We start from the raw sequence: 20,911 nt of genomic DNA, 5'->3' as shown, positions 1-20,911 counted from the left end.
AAGGAGAACACCGTTATGCAAGAACCCGCGAAGATTCTGATTGTCGATGACGACCCCGACTATGTGGAAATCACCCGCAGCATCCTGGAGAGCAAGGGGTATCGGGTAGACACTGCCCACTCGAAGGCTGAGGCGGAGCAAAAACTCGCGGCGTCAAGGCCCGATCTCATAATCCTGGACATCATCATGGACCGAATGAACGACGGGTTCAAGCTCTGCTACCAGCTCAAGCACGACCCTCAGACGCGCACTATCCCGGTCTTTGCCATCTCTTCCGTCAACCAGGTGACCGGCTTCACCTTTTCTCCGCAGACCGATGGCGAATACTTTGAGGCCGACGACTTTGCCGAAAAGCCCATCAAAGCAGACGAATTGCTCAAGCGGGTAGAAGTGCTCTTGCGGAAAAAGTGACTTTTCTGGTGAAAGGATGACCGATGAGAATCGTAACGCTACCCAAAGACAACCTCGTGCCGTTTCTGGAATCGACCAAGGCGTTCGGCGAGTTACATGCGCCATTGCGTCGGGGCGAAGAGAGCTGTGCTCTCGGAAAAGTAGACAACGCCGCGGATATTCAGGTAGGGTGCCTACGTACCATACTGCCGCCAAAAAAGTACTTCATGCCCCAGGAGCAGACGATGTTCTCGTTCTCGCCTGAGGGCTATGAGCCGGTAGCCGAGGAGGCGGGCAAGAGGTACGTGCTTTTTGGTCTGCACCCCTGCGACATTCATGGGCTCAAGATCCTGGACCTGGTCTTCAGTGGCAAGTACACTGACCCCTACTACTTCGAGCGGAGAAAGCATGTGGCCATTATCGGCCTGGATTGCATCCCCGACGAGTATTGCTTTTGCGACTCCATGGGCACTTCCTTCGCCGAGGATGGTTTTGACCTCTTCTTGAATGACATTGGGGACCGTTACCTCGTGATGGTGGGCACCAGCTTAGGCGACGACATGGTCAATGCCAGCGCACGCCTGTTCGGAGAAGTGGACGAGACAGCCAAGGAGGAGTTCAAGCGGCGCTCGAATACACGTCGGGAGCACTTTGCCGTTGAAGTGGAAACCTGGGGCCTTCCGGAGATCTTCGACATGGAATACGAGAGTCCCTTGTGGCGAGAGGCGGGCGAACGGTGCCTTAGTTGTGGAGCATGCTCCATGGTCTGCCCCACCTGCTACTGTTATGACGTCCTGGACCTGCTGGAGCTTAACGCGGAGAAGGGCGTACGCAAGCGGCGTTGGGATTCATGCTTGTTCAAGGACTATGCGCTAGTGGCAGGTGGTCACAACTTCCGCAAGGAGCGTTCCTCGCGAGTCAAGAATCGCTTTTTCCACAAGCAGCGCGGCTTTGTCGCCGAGTACGGGCGGCCTGCTTGCACCGGCTGCGGCCGCTGCATCGTCGACTGCCCGGCTCAGATCAACATCGTCGAACTTATCACCAAACTGCGGAGTTACAGCCATGTCTGATCGTCAGGATAGGCAAAACCCCTACCAACCGCACCTGGCACGCATTGTGCGCATTCTGCCGCAGATCCCCGACCACCGGTTGTTTCAGTTGCGATTCGAGGACGACGAGGTTGCGCGCAACTTCAAGCATCGTCCGGGGCAGTTTGTAGAACTCAGCGTCCTGGGTACCGGCGAAGCACCGATCTCCATCTCATCGTCCCCCACAAGACCAGGAACGTTGGAGCTCTGTGTACGCAAAGTGGGTCGGGTCACCGAGGCCCTCTTTCGCTTGGGTGTGGATGCAGTGATAGGCATCCGCGGGCCATACGGCAACGGCTACCCCGTCGAGGAGATGGAAGGCCACAACCTGCTGCTCGTGGCGGGTGGCCTTGGTATGGCTCCCTTGCGCTCCCTGCTCTGGTACGCGATGGACAACCGCTCCAAGTTCAAGGACATTATTCTGATGTACGGCGCGCGCGTTCCAGGTGATATGTTGTTCAAGTATGAGCTGCTCGGGCTCCTGGACCAGCCGGACATCAAATGCCTGCTCACCGTGGATCGCGACGACACCGGCCGTTGGCCGGCGCACATCGGCGTGGTGCCCAAGCTCTTTGACAAAGTTGAGCTTGACCCCAAAACGACCATCGCCGCAGTCTGCGGCCCGCCGGTCATGTACAAGTTTGTACTGCAGAAGCTTTTGGAACGTAACTTTTCCAAGGACCACATCTTGATGTCTCTGGAGCGAAAAATGAAGTGCGGCGTGGGCAAGTGCGGGCACTGCGCCATCGGCTACAAATACACCTGTCTTGACGGCCCCATTTTCACGTACTGGGACGTCATCAATCTGCCTGAGGTGGTGTGAGGAGGAACGCGACGATGATCGTCAAACCAAAGATTGGCATATTTGGACTCACGGGCTGTAGTGGCGAACAGATTGTCATTTTGAACTGCGAAGATGAGCTGCTTGACATCGCAGGAGCAGTGGACATCAAGGTCTTTCACACCGCAACCTCTGACAACGACGAAGACGGCCCACTGGATATCGCCTTTGTGGAAGGTTCGGTAGTGAAGCCGGAAGAAGTGGAGACCCTCAAGAGCATCCGCAAGCGGGCCAAACTGCTGGTGGCCATCGGGACCTGTGCCGCGTGGGGCGGCATTCCGGCTATGCACAATGAACTCTCGCGGGAAGAACTCTGCCAGCAGGTGTACGGCGGTGACGGGAAGAGCTTTGAGACCATCCCCCCCCAACCTTTGCGCACGTTCGTGAAGGTCGACTATGTTATTTCCGGCTGCCCCATGGAGAAAGAGGACTTTCTCCGCGCCGTGCCCATGTTGGTGCACGGAGACTTGCCGCTATCCCCAAACTATGCGGTATGCACCGAATGCAAGATGCGGGAAAACGAGTGCCTGCTCCTGCGCGGGCACCTCTGCGTGGGGCCCCTCACCCAAGCCGGCTGCAACGCTCGCTGCCCCAGTTACGGCGTGGCCTGCTGCGGCTGTCGTGGGCCTGTGGACGAGGCAAATGTGGCGTCGGAAGTGAAGATCTTGCAGGAAAAGGGCTTTACCCAGGTGGACATCCACAATGCCCTTCGAACCTTTGCAGCTCCTGCGCAGGCGATGAAAGATGAACTGGTCAGAGGAAAGAACGCATGACTACCTCCATTGTTGTCGATCATCTGTGCCGCATCGAAGGACATGGCGGCATTACGGTGGAAGTAAAGAACGGGAAAGCAACCAGGGTGCAAATGGACATCCTGGAAGGGACACGCTTTTTCGAGGCCCTGATCAAAGGACGAAACTACACTGAGGTGCCGGGGATCGTCTCGCGCATCTGCTCCATTTGCTCAGGTGTGCACACGATCGCCTCGCAACTGGCAGTGGAGGACGCCTTTGGCGTGCAGGTGAGTCGCCAGACAAAGCTGCTCCGCGATCTCTTCTTGCAAGGGGGGAACATCGAAAGCCACGCGCTGCATGTGTTCTGCCTGGCGCTTCCCGATTACCTGGGTTACAGCGGGGCGATAGCCATGGCGGCCGACCATCCGGACAAGGTCAAAATGGGGTTGGAACTAAAGAAGATTGGCAACGTTATTCAGGAAGTAGTGGGTGGACGCGCCGTGCACCCGGTGAACACGGTAGTAGGAGGCTTTGGGAAAGTGCCCAGCGCCCAAGAGCTTGCCGCACTCCGCGAAAAGCTGATCAGCGGCCTTGCCCTGGCAGAGAAGGCAGTGGACTTCATGGCTACCTTGGAAGCGCCCCGGTTCACCGAGTCGCCGACCGTGTACGCTGCGCTGCGGCCAGCTGACGGCTCTTTCTCCCTGCTCGGCGAAGAGATTTGCCTCTCCACCGGCGAGTCGTTCCCGATTCGGGACTACCGGAAAGTGTGCAATGAATTTGTCGTGCCCCACTCCCACTCCAAGCACAGCAAATTCGACGGACGTCCGTTCATGGTGGGGGCTTTGGCGCGCTTGATGATCAACGGCAAGGCACTGCGTGGCAAGGCGCGAGAAGCGGCCGAGCGCTTGGGACTGACCTCCTTTACGGAGAACATCTTCCACAACAACACCGCGCAAGTAGTGGAGTTGGTGTACTCGCTGGAACACTCAATTGCATTGATCGACGAGCTGCTGCGCGACGGCCTGCAGGCGGAGAAACCCGCCGCGGTAAAGGTGAAAGCCGGTCACGGTACCGGCGCGGCAGAGGCTCCGCGTGGCATCCTCTACCACAGCTACCGGTTCGACGAGCGAGGGCGTCTGGAGTGGGCTGATGTTATTGCTCCTACCTCTCAGAATGCGGCCAACATCGAGAAGGACATGCGCGTGGCGGTAGAGCGATTGGCTGGCGAACCGAAAGAGGTGCTGGCACACAAGCTGGAGATGGTGGCACGGGCATATGACCCCTGCCTCTCTTGCTCGGTGCACCTTGTGGACTTGACCAATGGGTGAGCCTACGCACCAAGTGCTCGTGGTGGGCGTCGGCAATCTCCTGATGGCCGACGAAGGCGTTGGCGTCCATGGGGCCAACGCATTACGGAGCGTGCCCCTACCGCCGCACGTCCGGGTGATGGAATGCGGGACCAACTTCATGGCCATCGCCCCCCACGTAGCCGGTTTGGGCACGCTGATCATTATCGACGCCGTCAGGACTGGCAGTGCACCCGGTAGCCTGCACCGCTTTTCGTACGAGGAGATAGAGCGGGCGCCGGCGGGGCTGCGCTTTGCCCACCAGGTGAACCTGATTTCCTCCTTGCGCCTGCTGCGAGCCGCAGACCCGAGTTTTTCCACGGCGCGTGTGGTGCTTCTAGGGGTGGAACCCAAGGCGATCGAGCCCTCTTTGGAGCTGTCGGATGAGGTACGCGAGGCAATGCCTGCCCTCATCGAGGCAGTGCGCGCGGAAGTGGCACTGGAACACTGACAAGTCCCCGTCGTTCTTCCTCCACCTAGGAGGCGACGAACGAGTGTGAGCCTCTCTTTGCGCACAAAACTCCTGGGCTCCTCGGTGGCCGTGGTAGTGGCCTCCGGGGCGGTGGTCACGTGGCTTGGTGCCCGCCTGATCGGCGACAGGGTCGTGAGCCAGGCCCAGGACAAAGTCCGCACCGACCTCAACGCTGCTCGCGCATTGTACGAAGAAAAAGCGAGGGACGTGGCGGACCTTGTGCGTCTGACTGCGACCCGCTTTTTCTTACAACAGGCCCTGAGCACCCACGACCTCCAAGGCCTCAGAGCCGAGCTCATGCGTATTCGCAACCATGAAGGGCTCGACATGCTCACGGTCACGAATGCGCGCGGGCAAGTGCTGTTTCGGGCTGGCAACCCAGTGGCACGTGGGGATTTGCAGAGTGACGACCCTCTGGTAGCCTCAGTTCTTGCCTCCCGACGTCCTTGCTGGGCGACCGAGCTCTTGCCGGAACCGCGCCTCCTCTTGGAGAATCCGGAGTTGGCCGGGCGTGCTCGCATTCCTCTTTTGCCTACCCCACATGCGCGGCAGCGTCCTGAAGCCGAAGAAACTACCGGCATGATGATAGCAGCTGCAGCCCCCGTGCTGGACCAAAACGGAAACCTCATCGGCATCCTCTACGGTGGTACCCTCCTCAATCAGCACTACGAGATCGTCGATCGGATCAAGAACACTGTGTACCAGGGAAAAGTGTACAAGGGCAAGGACATCGGCACGGCGACAATATTCCAGGATGACCTGCGCATTGCCACGAACGTCACATTGCCCGACGGCGCCCGCGCTGTGGGCACACGCGCATCGGAAGAAGTGTACCGGCAGGTTGTAGGCTACGGGCGCCCGTGGATAGGTCGCGCCTTTGTGGTCCACGATTGGTACATCACCGCCTACGAGCCGATCCGCAACCTGAAAGGCGACATCATCGGCATGCTGTACGTGGGCATGCTGGAGGCGCCGTATCGCGACCTCCGTCGCCAAGTGATCTTTACCTTTCTCGGCGCTGCCCTGGCCAGCATTCTTTTCCTTTCCGCAGTCACCTACGTGGTCACTACTGCCACGATCCGACCGGTGCACAGCCTGCTTGCCGCTATGCAAAAGATCGGTGCGGGCCAGCTCTCCTATCGCGTGCCGGAAACCCGGCAAGACGAGCTGGGCTCTCTCGCGCGTTCGCTCAATCAAATGGCCGCGCAATTGGAGCAACTCACGGAAAGCTATCGCGTCCTCACCACCGACCTGGAGAGAAAGGTCCAGGAGCGCACAAAGGAACTCGAGCGGACACAGGAACAACTGGTGCAGTCGGAGAAGCTTAGCTCGCTGGGCAAACTCGCGGCCGGGGTGGCACATGAAATCAACAACCCCCTCACGTCGATTATGATCAATGCCCATCTACTTGCGGAGCAATTTCAGGGGAACCCTCATACGGAGGAATCTCTGCGATTAATCATCGAAGAGACAGAACGTTGCAGCACCATCGTGCGCGGTCTCTTGGAGTTCTCGCGCCAGCAGCCTCCGCAACGCGAGCCTACCGACATCAACGAGGTAGTGCGCAGAACGCTCCACCTGTGCGAAAGTCAAATCCTCATGGCAAAAGTCAAAGTACGGACCTCACTGGCAGAGGATATTCCCAGAGTGATGGTGGATCGCCAGAAGATCATCCAGGTGTTCACTAACTTGGTGCTCAATGCGGTGGACGCGATGCCAGAGGGGGGAACCTTGACCGTCATCAGCCGACGCGGCAGCGAGGACATGGCAGAGGTAGTCTTTGCCGACACAGGTTGCGGCATCCCCAAGCATATCTTGGGAAGGATATTCGACCCATTCTTCACTACCAAAGAAGGCAAGGGTACCGGGTTGGGCCTTTCGGTGAGCTACGGTATCGTGCAGGCGCATGGGGGAACGATTGCGGTAGAGAGCGAGGAGGGCAGTGGCACCATGGTGACCGTGCGCCTTCCTCTCCAAGTCGTGCATCCGGGAGAAAAAGGAGAAGAGTCATGAGTGTTCGTTGTAGAGTGTTAGTAGTGGACGACGAGGTGCCGGTGTGCAAGAGCATGGCCGCGGCACTGGCCGACAAGGAGCGGGAAGTGGACATGGCCCTGAGCGGCGAGGAGGCCTTGGCCAAGGACCTGACCACCCCCTATGATGTCGTTGTGGTGGACCTGATGATGCCCGGGTTAAGTGGGATGGACCTCCTCAAAGCACTGAAGGGGCGTCGCCCGGACGTGGCCGTGATCATGGTCACCGGCTATCCCTCCATCCGAAGCGCCGTGCAGGCAATCAAGTTGGGCGCCTTTGACTACATCCCCAAGCCATTTGCCCCGGCGGAGCTCCGCAGCTTGGTGGGGCGAGCGGAAGAGCGCATCCGGGTGCTCCGCCCGACTGCTGAGCTACCTGCCGAACGCCCCCTCGTCATCGTACCCCCAGGGCTCTACACGATTCCGGAACACTCCTGGGCAAGGGTTTTGGATGACGGCAGCGTGCAGGTGGGCATGCACCACGTTTTCCAGCTCAGCGTCAGGCAAATTCTTTCAATCCAGCTTCCTGAGGTGGGCAGCGTGGTGAACCAGGGAGAGGTGCTGGCCCGGGTCTCCGGCTATGACCGCAATGTCTACCGCCTGTGGACACCGGTGAGCGGCACCGTGATTGCCGTCAACACGGACCTGACCAAGGAGCCGCAGCGGGCCAGCAACGACCCCTACGGTCAGGGGTGGCTTGTCCTGCTGAAGCCCAGTCGACTTGAAGATGACCTCCGCAATCTGGTCCGTTCCTGACATCCGGCTCCTCGATGAGGAGCTGCGTTCACTGCTGAACAGCTATCAACCCTGGGCTCTTGTCTATCGTTCGCCCCAGGGTAGCTGGGTGGGTCCACCCCGCACCCTGCGGGAGCGAATCGCCAACGAAATCTGGCACCGGCTTCACTTGGTCCGCAAAGGGCAACGCGAACGCGAGGATGTCCACCCGCTCTTTGCCTTCTTCGCGCGAGATCGGCGCACCTGGAACCTCACGCGCCGCTTGTACAAGGGTCTCGCCGGGGACCAGGCACCAGATTCCCCCGTGCATGCCATCGTTGAAGTGTGCGCTTGGCTCTTGGAGGTTGCGGTGCTGGAGAAGCTCTGTTCGCGCTACGTGCCCTCTTGGGACGTAGAGGAGCGTCGTGCCGTTGCTGCCTCTGCGGACCGCCTCCGCGAAAACCTCGGGACTCTGCAGCGGACGAGCCGCCTAAGCAGCAAAACGCTCAGCGGACTTGTCGCGGAACTGATAGCCCAGGTGCCCATGGTCAGCCCCATGGTGGATATCCTGGCGCACGAGGAAGACCTGCGGCGACGCGTCGCCGAATCCCTCCGCGGAACACCCTCCTCCACCAGGGACCGGACCGAGGCCTGGGCGTTTTTTGGGGAGCAGCTCTCTCCTGCCATTGGCAGCACTGGGCCCGCTGAGGCACTCCTTCGTCCATGCGTGGAAATCCTCCAGCAAGCGGACCTTCCTGCCTCCTCAGGTATCCCTTTCGAAGCGGTGAACCTTCTCAGCAGGCTGCGTGACACGCGCAGTGCAGAGGCTTTACGCCGCTTGATAGAGCGCACTCCCCTGGCCCACACCAACCTGCGGAGTGCTGCCCTTTTTGCCCTCGGCAGGCTTTCCGACCCTGATGCCCGCGAACTCTTCATGGAGGTGCTGCGCGGCCCGGACCTGGTGGAGGTGAGGCGAACCGATGGCTCCACATACGAGCAGCCCCTCGACGGGGAGAAAGTGGAGGCGGTCTGGGCCCTGGGCAAGCTGGGTGCACGGGCCATCCCTGCGGTGTCGCACCTCAGCACACTGGCCGATCACCCCTATCTGGAGCTGCGTCTGGCCCTGGCCTGGGCGCTGGGCGAGATCGGTCGCGCACAGAAGGAGCGTCAGGGTGGTGTAGATGTGGAGGTGGTCATCGCCCTGCTCCGCCTCCTGGCTTCGCGCCAGCCGCTCCTCGTTGAGGAGGCCGCCCTATCCTTGCGGTCCTTAGGGCTCCCCGACTTTCTACATGCCCTCTACCTCCACGATTTTGCCTCTGTGCCAACCCTCGCTCTCAAGCCCTGCAGCACCGGCTTGTACGAACTTTCCGAGACCCTCTTTCACCTCCTGAGCGTCAAAAAGCAAGTGGTGATGGCGGTCACCGGAGATTCGGGCACAGGCAAGACCTATTTCTGCCAGGCCATCGCTCCTGGCTTTGCGGACATCAGGCCCGCGGATATCCTCTACCTGATGCGCGACAAGCCCGCCAACAAGATTTTCAATCGCATCCTTGGCCTGTCCTGGTTGCGGCAGCATGTGGACCCGCGCTACTACCACGACGATTCTTTGGCGCCTGAAGAGGACGACCCGGAGGGCTATTTCGACCAATTCCTCCAGGAGCACGCGGCGAAGCGGCTCATCATTCTGGATGGCTGGCGCGATCAGGCCTACTTCAACCGCGTCATCGAGAGGTTCTATGAGCGGGGACTCCTGGACGTGGTGGTCAGCTTCCGTGCTACACATTCCACACGCAGACTGAACCTTGAGGAACGCGAAGGGAGCCTGGAGAGTGTGGCTTCACACCTTCCTTTGGTGGAGGAGCCGCCCATCGAAGGAACCCGTTTCTATCGCGAGGGGAACGTCCTGATTTACAATTTGGACAACTCCATTCCCTCTCGGCTCAGCGCCGATGAAATTCGGCAGGTATTTGCCGCGCGTAAAGTGCGAGCCTGGGCCGAACACATCGTGCTCGGTCCATTCACCGAGTGTGCCGTGGCGCTTCCGAGCGAACGCATGAGCTTGCGTAAGCGCACCCTGCCCCTGGAGGCGAGCTCACATGCCTGGCGCCCACAGACAACACGCCCCTGCGCTCCCGAGGAGAGCAGCTTCAGGCGACTGCCAAACCATGACCTCGTAAACCAACCGACCTTGTTGGAGACCCTCAGCGTAGAGGGAATCTCCATCATGCGCATCGCCTTCTACACACATGGGCAAGTGGCCTTTGGTGCCCAGGATGGTCGCGTCGGCATTCTCGTAGGATTTAACGATCGCGTCTTCGCCCACCCCACAGGTGCAGGCGAGATTATGGACCTCTGCGTGGTGGGCAGCGACATTTGCAGCCTCGACGCCCAGGGCACCATTTGCTTGACTAGCTTTGCGCATGGCACTCAGCGTTTCCTTTCTCTGAGCGAGGCGCCCGTGACGGTGGTGGCACCACTCGCTTCCCGTTGTCTGGTCACCGGCCACCTTGATGGCAGCGCGCGGATATGGGAGCTTGCCAGTGGGGAGGTCAAAGAACTGCATGGGCATGAGGGCTCGGTAGTTGCGCTGGCAGCTGACCGGGCGGGACGGCTCTACTCCGCCGGCGCCGACGGCACGGTATGTCTGTGCGACATTGCCCGGGGGGAGGTCCTGGCTTTTTCCGGGTTTCCCGGCCAGATTCTGCAGGTCGCCCCGTGTCTGGACGGGCAGGTGGCTGTGGCCCTGAGGAGGGGGCATAATGCGGGCGACGCGGAGCTGCTCCTCGCGCTGGTGCAGCCCTCCAGTGCGGAGACGGTGGTTGCGCCAGTAGGCCACGGTTCGCGCGTATGTGCGCTCGTGCCCCACCCAGATGGCCGTCTCTTGCTCGGCATTGAGCCGGTTGCTGGCGAAAAAAGCCTGCTCATCGTCTCGCCTCGACCAGGTGCCCCGAGTCGTGCAGTGGTAGGAGGCCACAGCCGCGCCACAAGATGCTGTCTGGCCATGGGTCCACGCATTGTCACCTGTGGCCAGGAGGAAGACCGGGCGATAACGGTGAAGATTTGGGGCACCGCGGCCTACGTGCAGCAGGAGCGCCACCGTCAGGAGCTCCTTTCCCCGCAACAACCGCGACCTGCCTACTATCGCACGGTATTTTGATGTGCAGACAAAAACCCAATGAGGTGCCGCTGCAACGCAGCCTCGGCTCACGCCCAACCCGCGTAAAAACCATTCCATACGCCGGACGAACTGACAAACCTCATCCTTGGTCCGTGCTTCCGTCCGCCACACCACGAACAGGATTTCCCCTGGCGTCACGTTAACCGTCACGGTGCTGACGCCTTGGCCACTGCACACCGCGGTCGCAGCCAAGTGGGTCCCCTGAGTGTTGTTTTCCCATGGTCGACCGTGATGCCGAGCCAAGGGTCCTTCTGCTCGTGACGCACTGAAGATAGTCGCATGAAGTGGCGGCTGCGGGCGCGAGTCATTGGCTCTGCACGGAGACAAGGCGCTGGGCATTCCCCCCAACACCGCCCTCGCGCCGATCGCGTTTTGCCGCCGCCTATCGATTCACCGGCACCAGGCTTAAGGCTCTACCAGGACCTCTTCTGCCAATGCAAACCGACTCCTGCTGACAACCTAAGCCGCCGGAGCCACTCGTCGCCTAGGACTCGCGCACACATTGAGGAAGCTCTGTCGCCAAGCCCCTCTGCTCGCAAGCGAGGACAGGCCGTGGTATGAACAAGGCAGGACGCGCGGATCGAAAAAAAATGAGATTTTTCTTGCAATTGTTTGGCGCCTTTCATATATTCCCGGCAGGAAAGCAAATGGCCTTTGTCCAGCCATGCGGTAGGACTGGCCACCTTGAGGCGCATGATGCGGCTCGAAAAAGCCCGAGGTCTCTCCGTGAACGGCTCTCCTGTAGACCCATACCACACTTCCCGTGCCGCTGATCCCCGGAGGGGCAATGGACACCGGTGCATTTTCAAAAGGTCTGTGATCGGCGAGAATGATCTCCCCCTTCCCGCCTATTGTGCCTCGAGCTGAACGAGCGAAGCAAAACATCCACTAAAGTTCCTAACCCTACCGGCGCCTTCGGCGAACTGGAGGACCGCCTAAGGCACCAGCGAGTGTGAGGGCGACTACGGCTTCACGGGAGGCCCCATTAGGCTTCCCGGGACAAGACTACTCGCGGTGCCATGCTTCTCCTGGGGCCACACTGGCCACACATACTTTGGGCCAACCTTTCCGGCGGAGAAGAAGTGGCTCCATGACGGGGAGGAAACCATGAAGACAACATTTTGCCTTTTGGCGGTCTTGCTTGGAAGTGCGAGCTTCGGGCTTTTGCTCGCACAAGAAAAGGCGGACCTCGTCCTGTTCAACGGCAAAATCATTACAGTTGATCCACAGGACAACATCTTTCAGGCTATAGCAATTAAGGGGGACAAAATTCTTGCGGTGGGGAATGACGCAGAAATCCTGGCACTGATGAAACCGGGAACTCTGAAAATCGACCTGAACGGCAAAACGGTCACTCCTGGCCTCATCGATTCCCACTACCACCTCATGTACTACGGGGCACAATTCTGGCCCGGCTACCTTAACATCCGTCATCCAGTGGTCACCTGCAAAGCCGACCTTTTGCGGGTGGTCGGAGATTACGCCCGAACACTGACTCCTGGCGCCTGGGTCTCGGCTAACCAGGGCTTCACTCTGCAAGCCTTTGAGACCGTGGATCGCTGGGACATTGATGCCGTCGCCCCGGCTAATCCCGCCTATCTCCGCCATTGCAGCGGTCAGTACGCGGTGGTCAACTCCTTAGCCCTGCAGATCGCCGGCATCGATAGCTCCACCCCTAACCCTCCAGGCAGCCGCATCATGAAGGACGAGGCGGGGCAGCCCACGGGGATTCTTTCCCACTATCCCGCAGAGAATCTTGTGGCCAAACATGCCCCGGGCTATGGCGATCGCAGCGAGACACAGAAGTTCGAAGACCTCGAGCTAGCACAACAGCTGTGCTTCCAGGCTGGCTACACCTCGATTCAAGATGTGATTGTCGGCAGCGTGGAAGACATCCTGGCCTACAAGCACTTTGCCGAGAGTGGTCGGCTCAAAGCCCGCGTGTATGCCCTGCTCTACGTGGACTATCAGCAGGAGGCGGACACCTTAGCCAGGAGGTACCAGCCGATCCATGTCGGACGCTTCAAATTCGGTGGCTGGAAGCTCGCTATGGACGGAGGAGTCGCGGCGCGCACCACGCTGTTCTATGACAAGAGTGTGTACGCTGCTGGCAACTGCTACCCCTATCATTCTCAGCAAGAGATGAACACCATCGTCAAGACGCTGCACGATACGGGCTTGCAGGTGGCAGTCCATGTTTTGGGAGATGAGGGCATCGACATGACTCTCACCGCCTTCGAGTACGCGATGCAGGCCAATCCCCGACCCAATCCACGCCACCGCATTGAACATTGCCTGTTTCCAACGACCGCCGCACTCCAGCGCATCCGCGACGACGGCGTCGTGGTCTCCACCCAGCCGCAGTGGATCACCTGGTACGCCGACGGATGGGCACAGGCTACCAGTCCCGCGATCATGAATCAGATGGTGCCGTTGAAGACCATGCTCAATATGCGCATTAACCTTGCCTTTGGCTGTGACGTGCCGGCATCCCCGTACCAGGAACCAAAGTGGGCCTTCAAAGGTGCAGTGCTGCGTCGCACCAGTTCCGGCGTGCCCTTGACCCCAGACGAGCGCTTGACCTCACGGGAGGCCTTGCGCGTGCACACCATGGGGTCGGCCTACGCCAGCATGTCCGAAGATTCCACCGGCTCCCTGGAACCGGGCAAATACGCGGACCTGGTGGTCTGGTCCCACGACCTCTACACCATGACCGGGGAGCAAACGAACAATCTAGCGGCCGAAATGACTATCGTAGGCGGCGAGATCGTCTACGATGCGGGGAAGATTCCGGTGACTGCGGTCCGCACCAAGGACCAAGGCGCCAGCTCCCCGGTCCTGTTTCGGCTTTTCCCGAGCTTCCCCAATCCCTTCAATCCAGTCACGGAGGTCACATATGTGCTGTCCTCCCCGGGAAGGGTAAAGATCGCGGTGTACAACGCGCAAGGGGAACCGGTCAAGACGCTGCTGGAGGCACAGGAGACCGCTGGCGAACATCATATTACCTGGGATGGGACTTCCCAGGACGGTACCGCAGTGGGTAGTGGAATCTACATCGTCACCGTGACGGCCGGCACCCACACCGCAAGCCGAAAGATGGTTCTGCTCCGGTGAAGCCTCTGACTGCGCTGAGCCGTGGGGGCTGGGTTATGGGCCGATGGCTGCTGCGGCGAGGTACACAGGGTGGGTCGCGCAGGTAGACCAACAATTGCTTGTGAACCCCCCATGGCACACTGTTGGAGTTGCGCGTTGGCACTATGTCTGTTGGCGAGCACTGCGTTCCGGAGAACCTTGCGCGAGAGGAGAGAATATGAGAATCAGGCTCTGGCTGACACTGTCTGCCACCGTGTTTCTGGCCTCAGGGGTGGGGGCGCAGCGCCTCCGCTCCACCGACTTGATCTACAAGGGAGCTTTCCGGCTGCCGGCACCCTCTGGGGGGTCTAACTGGTCGTACAGTGGGCTGGCGATGACTTACTATCCTGATGGTGACCCATCAGGTCCGGCCGACGGCTACCCCGGCTCCCTCTTCGTTCTCGGACATGACCACCACCAGCAAGTTGCGGAGATTAGTATCCCCATTCCAGTGGTTTCGCCCACAAAACGCCTGGCAGACCTCAACACTGCCACGACGCTGCAGGCATTTCGTGATATCAAGGGCAGCATGTTCGGCGATCTGGAGTTGCCCTGTGCCGGGCTGGAGTATCTGCCTGCACAGGGAGCTCAGACCACTGGCAAACTGCACTTCTGCTGGGGTCAGCACTTCCAGTTTGAGCGCGCCCCTACGCACGGGTGGTGCGAACTCAACCTGTCCAGCCCACAGCCGGCCGGCCCGTGGTTTTTCGGCGAATATTCGAACTATGTCAGCAATGACTATTTGTTCGAAATTCCGGCTGAATGGGCCGCGCGCCACGCACCCGGCATGCGGCTGGCAACGGGCAGATTCAGGGAAGGGCATTGGAGCGGCATGGGACCGGCGCTCTTCGCTTATGCGCCCTGGCAAAACGGGAATCCGCCCATGCCCAACTCCACGCTCACCGCTATCACCCCCCTGTTGCTCTATGGCGAGAACGTGCCGGGCACGCCGGAAATCGTCACCTATGAGGATCGGGCCATGAGAGGGTTTAGCCCCCCGGACTGCTGGTCAGGAGGAGCCTGGCTGACTGCAGGGAGCGCCTCGGCAGTGATCTTTGTCGGTACCAAGGCCATTGGTCGCAGTTGGTACGGGTACTCGGACGGCACGGTCTACCCCGACGACCCGCCCTACCCGCCGATACCCCCCTTTCCCCACGACGAGCGAGGATGGTGGTCAGAGAGTATCCGGGCCAGAATCCTTTTCTTCGATCCGAACGAGTTGGCCGCAGTGGCCGCGGGCTCGATGCAGACCTGGGAGCCGCAACCGTACGATTCGCTGGATATTGATCAATACCTTTTCGACCCCGGCTTTGACTACCCGCGCTATAAGAAACACTCGCTGGGTGCCGCAGCCTTTGATCGGGCGCGGAGCCTCCTCTACATCGTGGAGCGGAGAGCGGACGAGGACGAAAAGAGCCTGATCCACGTGTTCCGAGTGACCGCCGGGACGGGAGTGGGCGATGCTTCTATGCAGGAAATGGACTTTAAACTCCTGCACAGCTACCCGAACCCCACCACATCCGGCATTAGCCTTACCTTCACGGCGGGATGCAACTGCTCGGTGAGGATAGAGGTGCATAACCTCGCCGGGCAGTTGGTGACGGTGCTCCTTGACGATGTCGTGTCCGCTGGCCCCCACACACTTGTCTGGGACGGAAGGGACGCACGCGGACGCAACCTTCCTTCTGGTGTCTATCTGTGTCAAGTTGGCGTGGGAGCCACACGCCACGCCAGCAAAATCGTTCTGGTCCGACAATAGGCAAAAGGCAATGAGGAGAGAGTCATGCAAAACGAGAGGTTTTGCTTCGCTGTTGGTGTAGCCGCTTGGTGTCTGGCGTTGTGCGCCGGCTCGCCGCTTCGTTCGCAGTCCAGCCAGAACATGACGCTCATCGGCCGCCATGCAGAAGGTGCCTGCGTCTCCGTACACGTTCACAACGACACCGCCTATTACTCGCGCGGAGGAATTCTTGAGGTGAGCGACTTTACCGACCCTTCGGGAGGCGGCGTCTTGGCCAAGATCGTTCTGCCGTCCCAACCGCGGGGTATGGATGTTGTAGGTCAGTACATCTACGTGGCAGACGGCGAAGCAGGCTTGCGCATTATCGACTGGGCCGCCCCAGGTAACCTCCAGGAAATCGGGTCCTTTCGCACAAGAGACTGGGCGCAAGACGTGGCGGTCCAGGGGCAGTACGCCTACGTTGCTGCCGGAGCGGTGGGAGTCCAGATTGTGGATGTGTCCAACCCGCACGCCCCTTTTGAAGTGGGGTCGTTCAATACACCCTATTATGCCACATGCGTGGCCGTGGGCGGCACGTACGTTTTCGTCGCCGATGATGCTGGTGGTCTGCGAATCCTTGACGTCTCAAACCCGGCGGCACCCATGGAGGTGGCCTCGGTCGCGACCGGCACATCTACCCGCGATGTCGCGCTGCGCGGCAATATTGCCTATGTGGCCGACCGCGGGCAGGGCTTACGCATCATCGACGTCTCTGATCCTGTTCACCCCACCGAGATAGGGTCCTGGAATCTTGGTGGCATGGTATACGGGGTGAGCGTCAAAGACACCTTGGCGTTCCTGGTGGGCTACGATCAAAAGCTACGGATCCTGAACGTGCGTAACCCCACCACCCCTGTGCAAATAACAAGTATTCTCCTTGGGGGCTTGCCGCAGCGGGTGAGCATTGGTCAGTACGCTTACGTTGCCGCCGGCTGGATTGGCCTCTCCGTGGTGAACATCGCGCAGCCTGACAACCCCACCCTGCACAAGGCAATGGGCTCTGGCGACTTTACCTGGGACGTGGCGCTGGACGGCCAAACTGCGTACATCGCCATGGGCCAGCACGGGATGAGGTCCCTCGATGTGTCCAACCCGACACGGCCCAGATTTTGGGGCGTATGGTACTCGGTCCACGTGGCATCTGGCATCACCTACCATGATGGCAGAGTGTTCGTGGCAGAGCAGTCCGGAGGCCTCAGGATCATAGACGTCACCGACATCCGGAATCCGGTGCTTGAGGGCACCTTACCGACGCAAGGCCGCACCTGGCACGCGGCCGTCCGGGGCTCCCTGCTCTATGTTGCCGATGGCCCGGGCGGACTGCGCATTGCCGACATCTCCGTCCCCTCCGCACCCACCCAAGTTGGCGCTCTTGATCTCCATGCAAATGCACAGGCAGTCGCACTCTACCAGAACTATGCGCTCGTGGCCACCCGTGACTCGTGCCTTCTTGTGGTCGATATTTCCGATTCCACCGCGCCCGCCAAGGTCGGATCGTACAAGGCTGGCCTGAGCTCCTATGACGTCACCATAGAAGGCCACTTCGCCTACGTGCCCTCTGTCAGAGGCTTGCGCGTACTGGACATTTCCGATCCAAGGCATCCCATCGAAGTGGGCAGCTTCACTGCCCTCGCCAGTGTCTACGGTGTTGACACGGAAGGCAATCTTGCCTACATTGCCTGTCGGCACAACGGACTCCAGGTTCTCGACGTGACCGATCCTGCCAACCCGGTGGGGGTGGGGCGCTACGACACAGGAGAAGACGCGCGCCGCGTGGTGGTCAGAGACAGCCTGGCATATGTGGCCGACGGGGAGGACGGTCTGTACATCATACGGTTCGAGGGCCAGACCCCCGTGGAGAGCCACAGAAACGCCAGCCAGCCCAAAAGATGCACGCTGGCGCAGAACTTTCCCAACCCGGCAAATCCGACCACCGCCATTCCGTTTGAACTTGCGCAGGCGGGTCCGGTGAGGTTGGCTATCTACAATGTGAGCGGCCAGTGCGTGACCGAGCTTGTGGATGAGCCCATGGGCGCAGGCTCGCACCGCGTGCTGTGGGGTGGCACCGATAGCCAAGGGCGAGCGGTACCGAGCGGCGTGTATATATGCAGACTGGAGGCAAACGGGCAGCACGAAGCCAGAAAGCTCGTGCTCATTCGCTAAAGTGCTGGGAGCTGGACAGAAAACTTTAGCGTTTTCCACGGCGGGCGACTGGGTTGGTCGCCCGCCTGCTCACAGAGCTTGTGCCCTGGCGAGCATACTGCTCGCCCTACCGTGGACCTGCGCTCTGACCAGCAAACTGCCGGTCACATGACCCACACGCCACCTCCCCTAATCCAGAATGCCCGCGACCAACTCTGGCCTCACGTACGTCCATCTCCAATCATTCCACCGCGCTGTTAACTCCGCTTTGACCGGGTTATGGGCAACGTACCACACAATCCGGGCCAATTCCTCCTCATCCCGGACAACATGGTCATAGCTCTCATGCTGCCAAAACGGCCCCCTGCGGCGTAGAATTCGGTTGGCTTGGACGGCCGTGTGCCGCTTGATCGAGTGGAGAATTGGCGATAGCAGGTAGCGCAAGTTGCCAACTTGCGCTACGGCGCTGGCAAACGGCTCGATTACCAAGTGCACATGGTTGGGCATGATGCAATGGCACAGCAAATAGTATCGACAACCGTCCCAGTAACGCAAGGACTCTGCCACCACTCGGGCAATTTCGTCGCGGGCTAACCACGGTTCGCCATAGCTTACGCGATCAAGGTATTCGTCAAACTTCCCGAAGTGTTTTATGCGACTCCTGTAAGCCAAGACTCTATCTTTCCCAGCGGCTTTCAACTGGCGCCGGAGTTCATCTTTGAGTCTCTGGACAACTTCCGCCGGCAATGAGCCGGCCACACGAAAAGTGATGAAAAAGGTCGCGCCGGCAGGCTGATAATGGGGTAGGTTTCGCCTGAAAAAGACTTTTGCGTCATTCATGGCATGACCCCCTGGTTTTGCAGGATTGACTCACGTGTATGTAGCGCAAGTTATCAACTTGCGCTACAGAGTGCGTGCTCTCCTGGCTCGAGGAAATCGAAAAGTCCTGTACCCTGTAGCGCAATTACCAACCTGCGCTACAACTGAGGAACCGGAAAGATCCGCACCCTGCAAGGCGCCCACGTCGGCCCCCACGAGCTCCCTGCATCTATACCGTAGGGGCCTGATGCGGCGCAGCTTAGTTACGGTCTTTTCGGCACCACCCCTTCCAGAGCCTTCTTGGCCCGCTGTTTGAGCTTTTCCTCCTCCTCCCGTTTGCGCTTCTCCACCTCGGCCTCCAACTCCTTGACCTTCGCCTCCAACTGAGCGCGCAGCTCCTCCGCCTGGCCCTTGTAGGCGTCGATACGGTCTACCACCTGCCCCTTGAGCTGCGCGTACGCCGCATTTACCTCGGCCAGCTTTTGGTCGCGGAACGCATAGACCTTGCTCATGATGCGGCGCTCTGCCTCCGCCAGCTCGCGCGAGGCCACCGCCCGCAAACGAGCGCCGAGGAGATCATCAAGATTGGAGCCAAGATGAAACGTGGTCGGCCCTCCCCCACCTGCCAGACGCAGCTGCAGGGTCAGGTCGTCCAAGCCGGCAAAGACCTCATGCGTAAGCGCGGCGAATCGATCCTTGGGCTTGACGGCCGGAAACTGGAAGCCCAGGCCCCGTGCCCTCACGTCCATGGTAGCGAGAAACGCGTCCTTCTTCAGTCGCAGCACCCAGGTCACATCCGCCTTGCCCTGTTCCACCTTGAGGGGCAGGTAGGGCGAGGCAACTAACGGCAGCCCTCCCAGGCTCTTGTTGGTCAGCCCAAGCACAAAACTATCCTTTGCCGCCTCCGTGGTGTGGTCCAGCATCGCCCTGAAAGTGCCAGAGAGCTTGTCCTGCTGCAATACACCCAGGTCAATCACCGTCGGGTGGCCGTAGACCCACGGCTGGTTTGTGATGCCCCTCGCCTCCCCGAACAGCCGCACCAAGTCGCCTTGCGCCTCCGCGCCCGTGCGCCCGGAGAGGTAGACCTTCTTGATCAACAACTGGGGGTAGACGTACTTGCTCGGGTAGTGGATGGTACGCCCTTTCATCCGCACCCTTTTCGGCTCCTTTGGCGCCTTCTTCTCCGGAATAAGACCCTGCACCAGGCGCGCGTAACCCAGCACCTGGTCAACCTGCTTGCCCACGGTCGTGCCGAGGAGAATCTTGCTCAGCTCAGGCTTCTTCAGGTCAGGGAGTTTGGCCAGTTTCAGGAGCCGCTCATAGTCCTCTTGCACCCAATCGTCCACTTGGGGCACGTAGCCGGAGATGCGATCCACATCCGCGTGGATCTCCCGATGTTTCTCGACCACGGTTCGCTCCAAGCTCTGGAAAGTGCGCTGGGCATTCTTGACCTTCTCGATTGACGCGGTGAGCTCCTCAACCGAGCGGATCTGTGCCGGCTGAATGCTCAAGAGCTCGTCGCGCACCCTCTTCAGGTCCTCATCCGGGCGAAATGTGGCCAAAAATGCCTGGTGCTTTTCGTAGGTGGACACCACGTCGGTTTTGACTGAATCGAGGCGGTCGACGATCTTGATCCCAGTGAGCGCGATCAAACTGTCCACGTTGAGGCGGCGGGTGATTGCGTCCAGGTCGAACTCCGGCAGTGGCAGCGCGTCGATTTCTCGCTTGAGTTCGGCACGGAGTTGGTCAATCAGACCTGGCTCTGAAGTCTTCTTCCTTACGCGCCCTGGCAGCGCCCCATCGTAGGCCCGAGGGGTCCCATAGCGCACGTCCTCCAGCGCCATCTCCTCGATGACATAGCGCTTCCGGAGCAAGGCCGCCGGGTTCATCTTAAAGGCAGCACGCCCGGTCTCGATGAGGTTGCGCATGGTCTGGTCCGGGTCGGTCACCTGCAGCCTTTTCCACTCAAAGGACAAGGCCGTAGGGCGCACCTTCAGCCCATCAATCTCCACCCTTGCCCCCACGATGGCTTCGCCGGCCTTTTCCAAGCCAGACTCGACCCAGCGGTCCAGGAAAAACAGAGACACGACGGCCACGCCCACTACCAGGACCAGGAACGGAATAAAGCCCTTCCAGCGCATGGCTATCCTCCGAAATCGCGAATCTTCAGGTAGAGCTGGACAATGCTGCTGCCCCGCAGGGCGCGCGCCACCTTCCAATTGCCAATCTTTTCTCCCCACGACTCACG

14 protein-coding genes are annotated in these 20,911 nt (G+C 59.9%); 12 read left to right on the top strand and 2 right to left on the bottom strand.

Annotation, left to right across the window (positions count from 1 at the left end):
* Window positions 1-15: 15 nt before the first annotated feature.
* The 12 genes from ONB25_11670 (at window position 16) to ONB25_11615 (ending at window position 17,865) form a co-directional block, all read left to right on the top strand.
* Entirely contained in the window at window positions 16-411 is a 396-nt protein-coding gene (locus ONB25_11670; protein MDZ7393541.1) for a response regulator, read from the top strand.
* Between the two features lie 23 nt (window positions 412-434).
* Window positions 435-1,460, top strand: a complete 1,026-nt coding sequence (locus ONB25_11665) for a 4Fe-4S dicluster domain-containing protein (GenBank protein MDZ7393540.1) — start codon at window positions 435-437, stop codon at window positions 1,458-1,460.
* On the top strand, window positions 1,453-2,301 hold the full coding sequence (locus ONB25_11660) for an FAD/NAD(P)-binding protein (GenBank protein MDZ7393539.1): 849 nt from the start codon (window positions 1,453-1,455) through the stop codon (window positions 2,299-2,301). The genes ONB25_11665 and ONB25_11660 overlap by 8 nt, the downstream gene beginning before the upstream one ends.
* A 14-nt stretch (window positions 2,302-2,315) precedes the next feature.
* Window positions 2,316-3,092 (top strand): NADH:ubiquinone oxidoreductase, encoded by a 777-nt coding sequence (locus ONB25_11655; GenBank protein MDZ7393538.1) that lies wholly within the window; start codon window positions 2,316-2,318, stop codon window positions 3,090-3,092.
* The gene (locus tag ONB25_11650; protein MDZ7393537.1) at window positions 3,089-4,381 is read left to right on the top strand and encodes a Ni/Fe hydrogenase subunit alpha; all 1,293 of its coding nucleotides are present in this window, start codon (window positions 3,089-3,091) and stop codon (window positions 4,379-4,381) included. The genes ONB25_11655 and ONB25_11650 overlap by 4 nt, the downstream gene beginning before the upstream one ends.
* Window positions 4,374-4,850, top strand: coding sequence for a hydrogenase maturation protease (locus ONB25_11645; GenBank protein MDZ7393536.1), 477 nt, complete (start codon window positions 4,374-4,376; stop codon window positions 4,848-4,850). Before ONB25_11650 ends, ONB25_11645 begins: the two co-directional genes overlap by 8 nt.
* Before the next feature lie 45 nt (window positions 4,851-4,895).
* On the top strand, window positions 4,896-6,884 hold the full coding sequence (locus tag ONB25_11640) for a cache domain-containing protein (GenBank protein ID MDZ7393535.1): 1,989 nt from the start codon (window positions 4,896-4,898) through the stop codon (window positions 6,882-6,884).
* Window positions 6,881-7,657, top strand: coding sequence for a response regulator (locus ONB25_11635; protein ID MDZ7393534.1), 777 nt, complete (start codon window positions 6,881-6,883; stop codon window positions 7,655-7,657). The genes ONB25_11640 and ONB25_11635 overlap by 4 nt, the downstream gene beginning before the upstream one ends.
* Complete coding sequence (locus ONB25_11630; GenBank protein ID MDZ7393533.1) at window positions 7,629-10,772, top strand: hypothetical protein; 3,144 nt, start codon at window positions 7,629-7,631, stop codon at window positions 10,770-10,772. The genes ONB25_11635 and ONB25_11630 overlap by 29 nt, the downstream gene beginning before the upstream one ends.
* Before the next feature lie 1,128 nt (window positions 10,773-11,900).
* On the top strand, window positions 11,901-13,907 hold the full coding sequence (locus tag ONB25_11625; GenBank protein MDZ7393532.1) for an amidohydrolase family protein: 2,007 nt from the start codon (window positions 11,901-11,903) through the stop codon (window positions 13,905-13,907).
* Window positions 13,908-14,103: 196 nt separating this feature from the next.
* The gene (locus tag ONB25_11620) at window positions 14,104-15,684 is read left to right on the top strand and encodes a T9SS type A sorting domain-containing protein (protein ID MDZ7393531.1); all 1,581 of its coding nucleotides are present in this window, start codon (window positions 14,104-14,106) and stop codon (window positions 15,682-15,684) included.
* Window positions 15,685-15,708: 24 nt separating this feature from the next.
* On the top strand, window positions 15,709-17,865 hold the full coding sequence (locus ONB25_11615; GenBank protein ID MDZ7393530.1) for a T9SS type A sorting domain-containing protein: 2,157 nt from the start codon (window positions 15,709-15,711) through the stop codon (window positions 17,863-17,865).
* Window positions 17,866-18,033: 168 nt separating this feature from the next.
* On the opposite strand, the gene ONB25_11610 is transcribed toward ONB25_11615, so the two are convergent.
* Window positions 18,034-18,684, bottom strand: a complete 651-nt coding sequence (locus tag ONB25_11610) for a hypothetical protein (GenBank protein MDZ7393529.1) — start codon at window positions 18,682-18,684, stop codon at window positions 18,034-18,036.
* A gap of 242 nt (window positions 18,685-18,926) precedes the next feature.
* On the bottom strand, window positions 18,927-20,804 hold the full coding sequence (locus ONB25_11605) for a TIGR03545 family protein (protein ID MDZ7393528.1): 1,878 nt from the start codon (window positions 20,802-20,804) through the stop codon (window positions 18,927-18,929).
* Window positions 20,805-20,911 lie beyond the last annotated feature (107 nt).

The sequence above is a fragment of the candidate division KSB1 bacterium genome (genome assembly GCA_034506335.1).
Classification (GTDB): Bacteria; Zhuqueibacterota; Zhuqueibacteria; order JANLFK01; family Oleimicrobiaceae; genus Oleimicrobium.
The sequence above is the reverse complement of the archived record's forward strand: the minus strand, read 5'-3'. Positions and strand labels throughout refer to the sequence as shown.

Coding starts and splice junctions, on each gene's coding strand:
- ONB25_11610 (MDZ7393529.1), bottom strand. CDS start 18,684: ATGAATGACGCAAAAGTCTTTTTCAGGCGAAACCTACCCCATTATCAG.
- ONB25_11665 (MDZ7393540.1), top strand. CDS start 435: ATGAGAATCGTAACGCTACCCAAAGACAACCTCGTGCCGTTTCTGGAA.
- ONB25_11605 (MDZ7393528.1), bottom strand. CDS start 20,804: ATGCGCTGGAAGGGCTTTATTCCGTTCCTGGTCCTGGTAGTGGGCGTG.
- ONB25_11670 (MDZ7393541.1), top strand. CDS start 16: ATGCAAGAACCCGCGAAGATTCTGATTGTCGATGACGACCCCGACTAT.
- ONB25_11645 (MDZ7393536.1), top strand. CDS start 4,374: ATGGGTGAGCCTACGCACCAAGTGCTCGTGGTGGGCGTCGGCAATCTC.
- ONB25_11620 (MDZ7393531.1), top strand. CDS start 14,104: ATGAGAATCAGGCTCTGGCTGACACTGTCTGCCACCGTGTTTCTGGCC.
- ONB25_11660 (MDZ7393539.1), top strand. CDS start 1,453: ATGTCTGATCGTCAGGATAGGCAAAACCCCTACCAACCGCACCTGGCA.
- ONB25_11630 (MDZ7393533.1), top strand. CDS start 7,629: ATGACCTCCGCAATCTGGTCCGTTCCTGACATCCGGCTCCTCGATGAG.
- ONB25_11635 (MDZ7393534.1), top strand. CDS start 6,881: ATGAGTGTTCGTTGTAGAGTGTTAGTAGTGGACGACGAGGTGCCGGTG.
- ONB25_11650 (MDZ7393537.1), top strand. CDS start 3,089: ATGACTACCTCCATTGTTGTCGATCATCTGTGCCGCATCGAAGGACAT.
- ONB25_11625 (MDZ7393532.1), top strand. CDS start 11,901: ATGAAGACAACATTTTGCCTTTTGGCGGTCTTGCTTGGAAGTGCGAGC.
- ONB25_11655 (MDZ7393538.1), top strand. CDS start 2,316: ATGATCGTCAAACCAAAGATTGGCATATTTGGACTCACGGGCTGTAGT.
- ONB25_11615 (MDZ7393530.1), top strand. CDS start 15,709: ATGCAAAACGAGAGGTTTTGCTTCGCTGTTGGTGTAGCCGCTTGGTGT.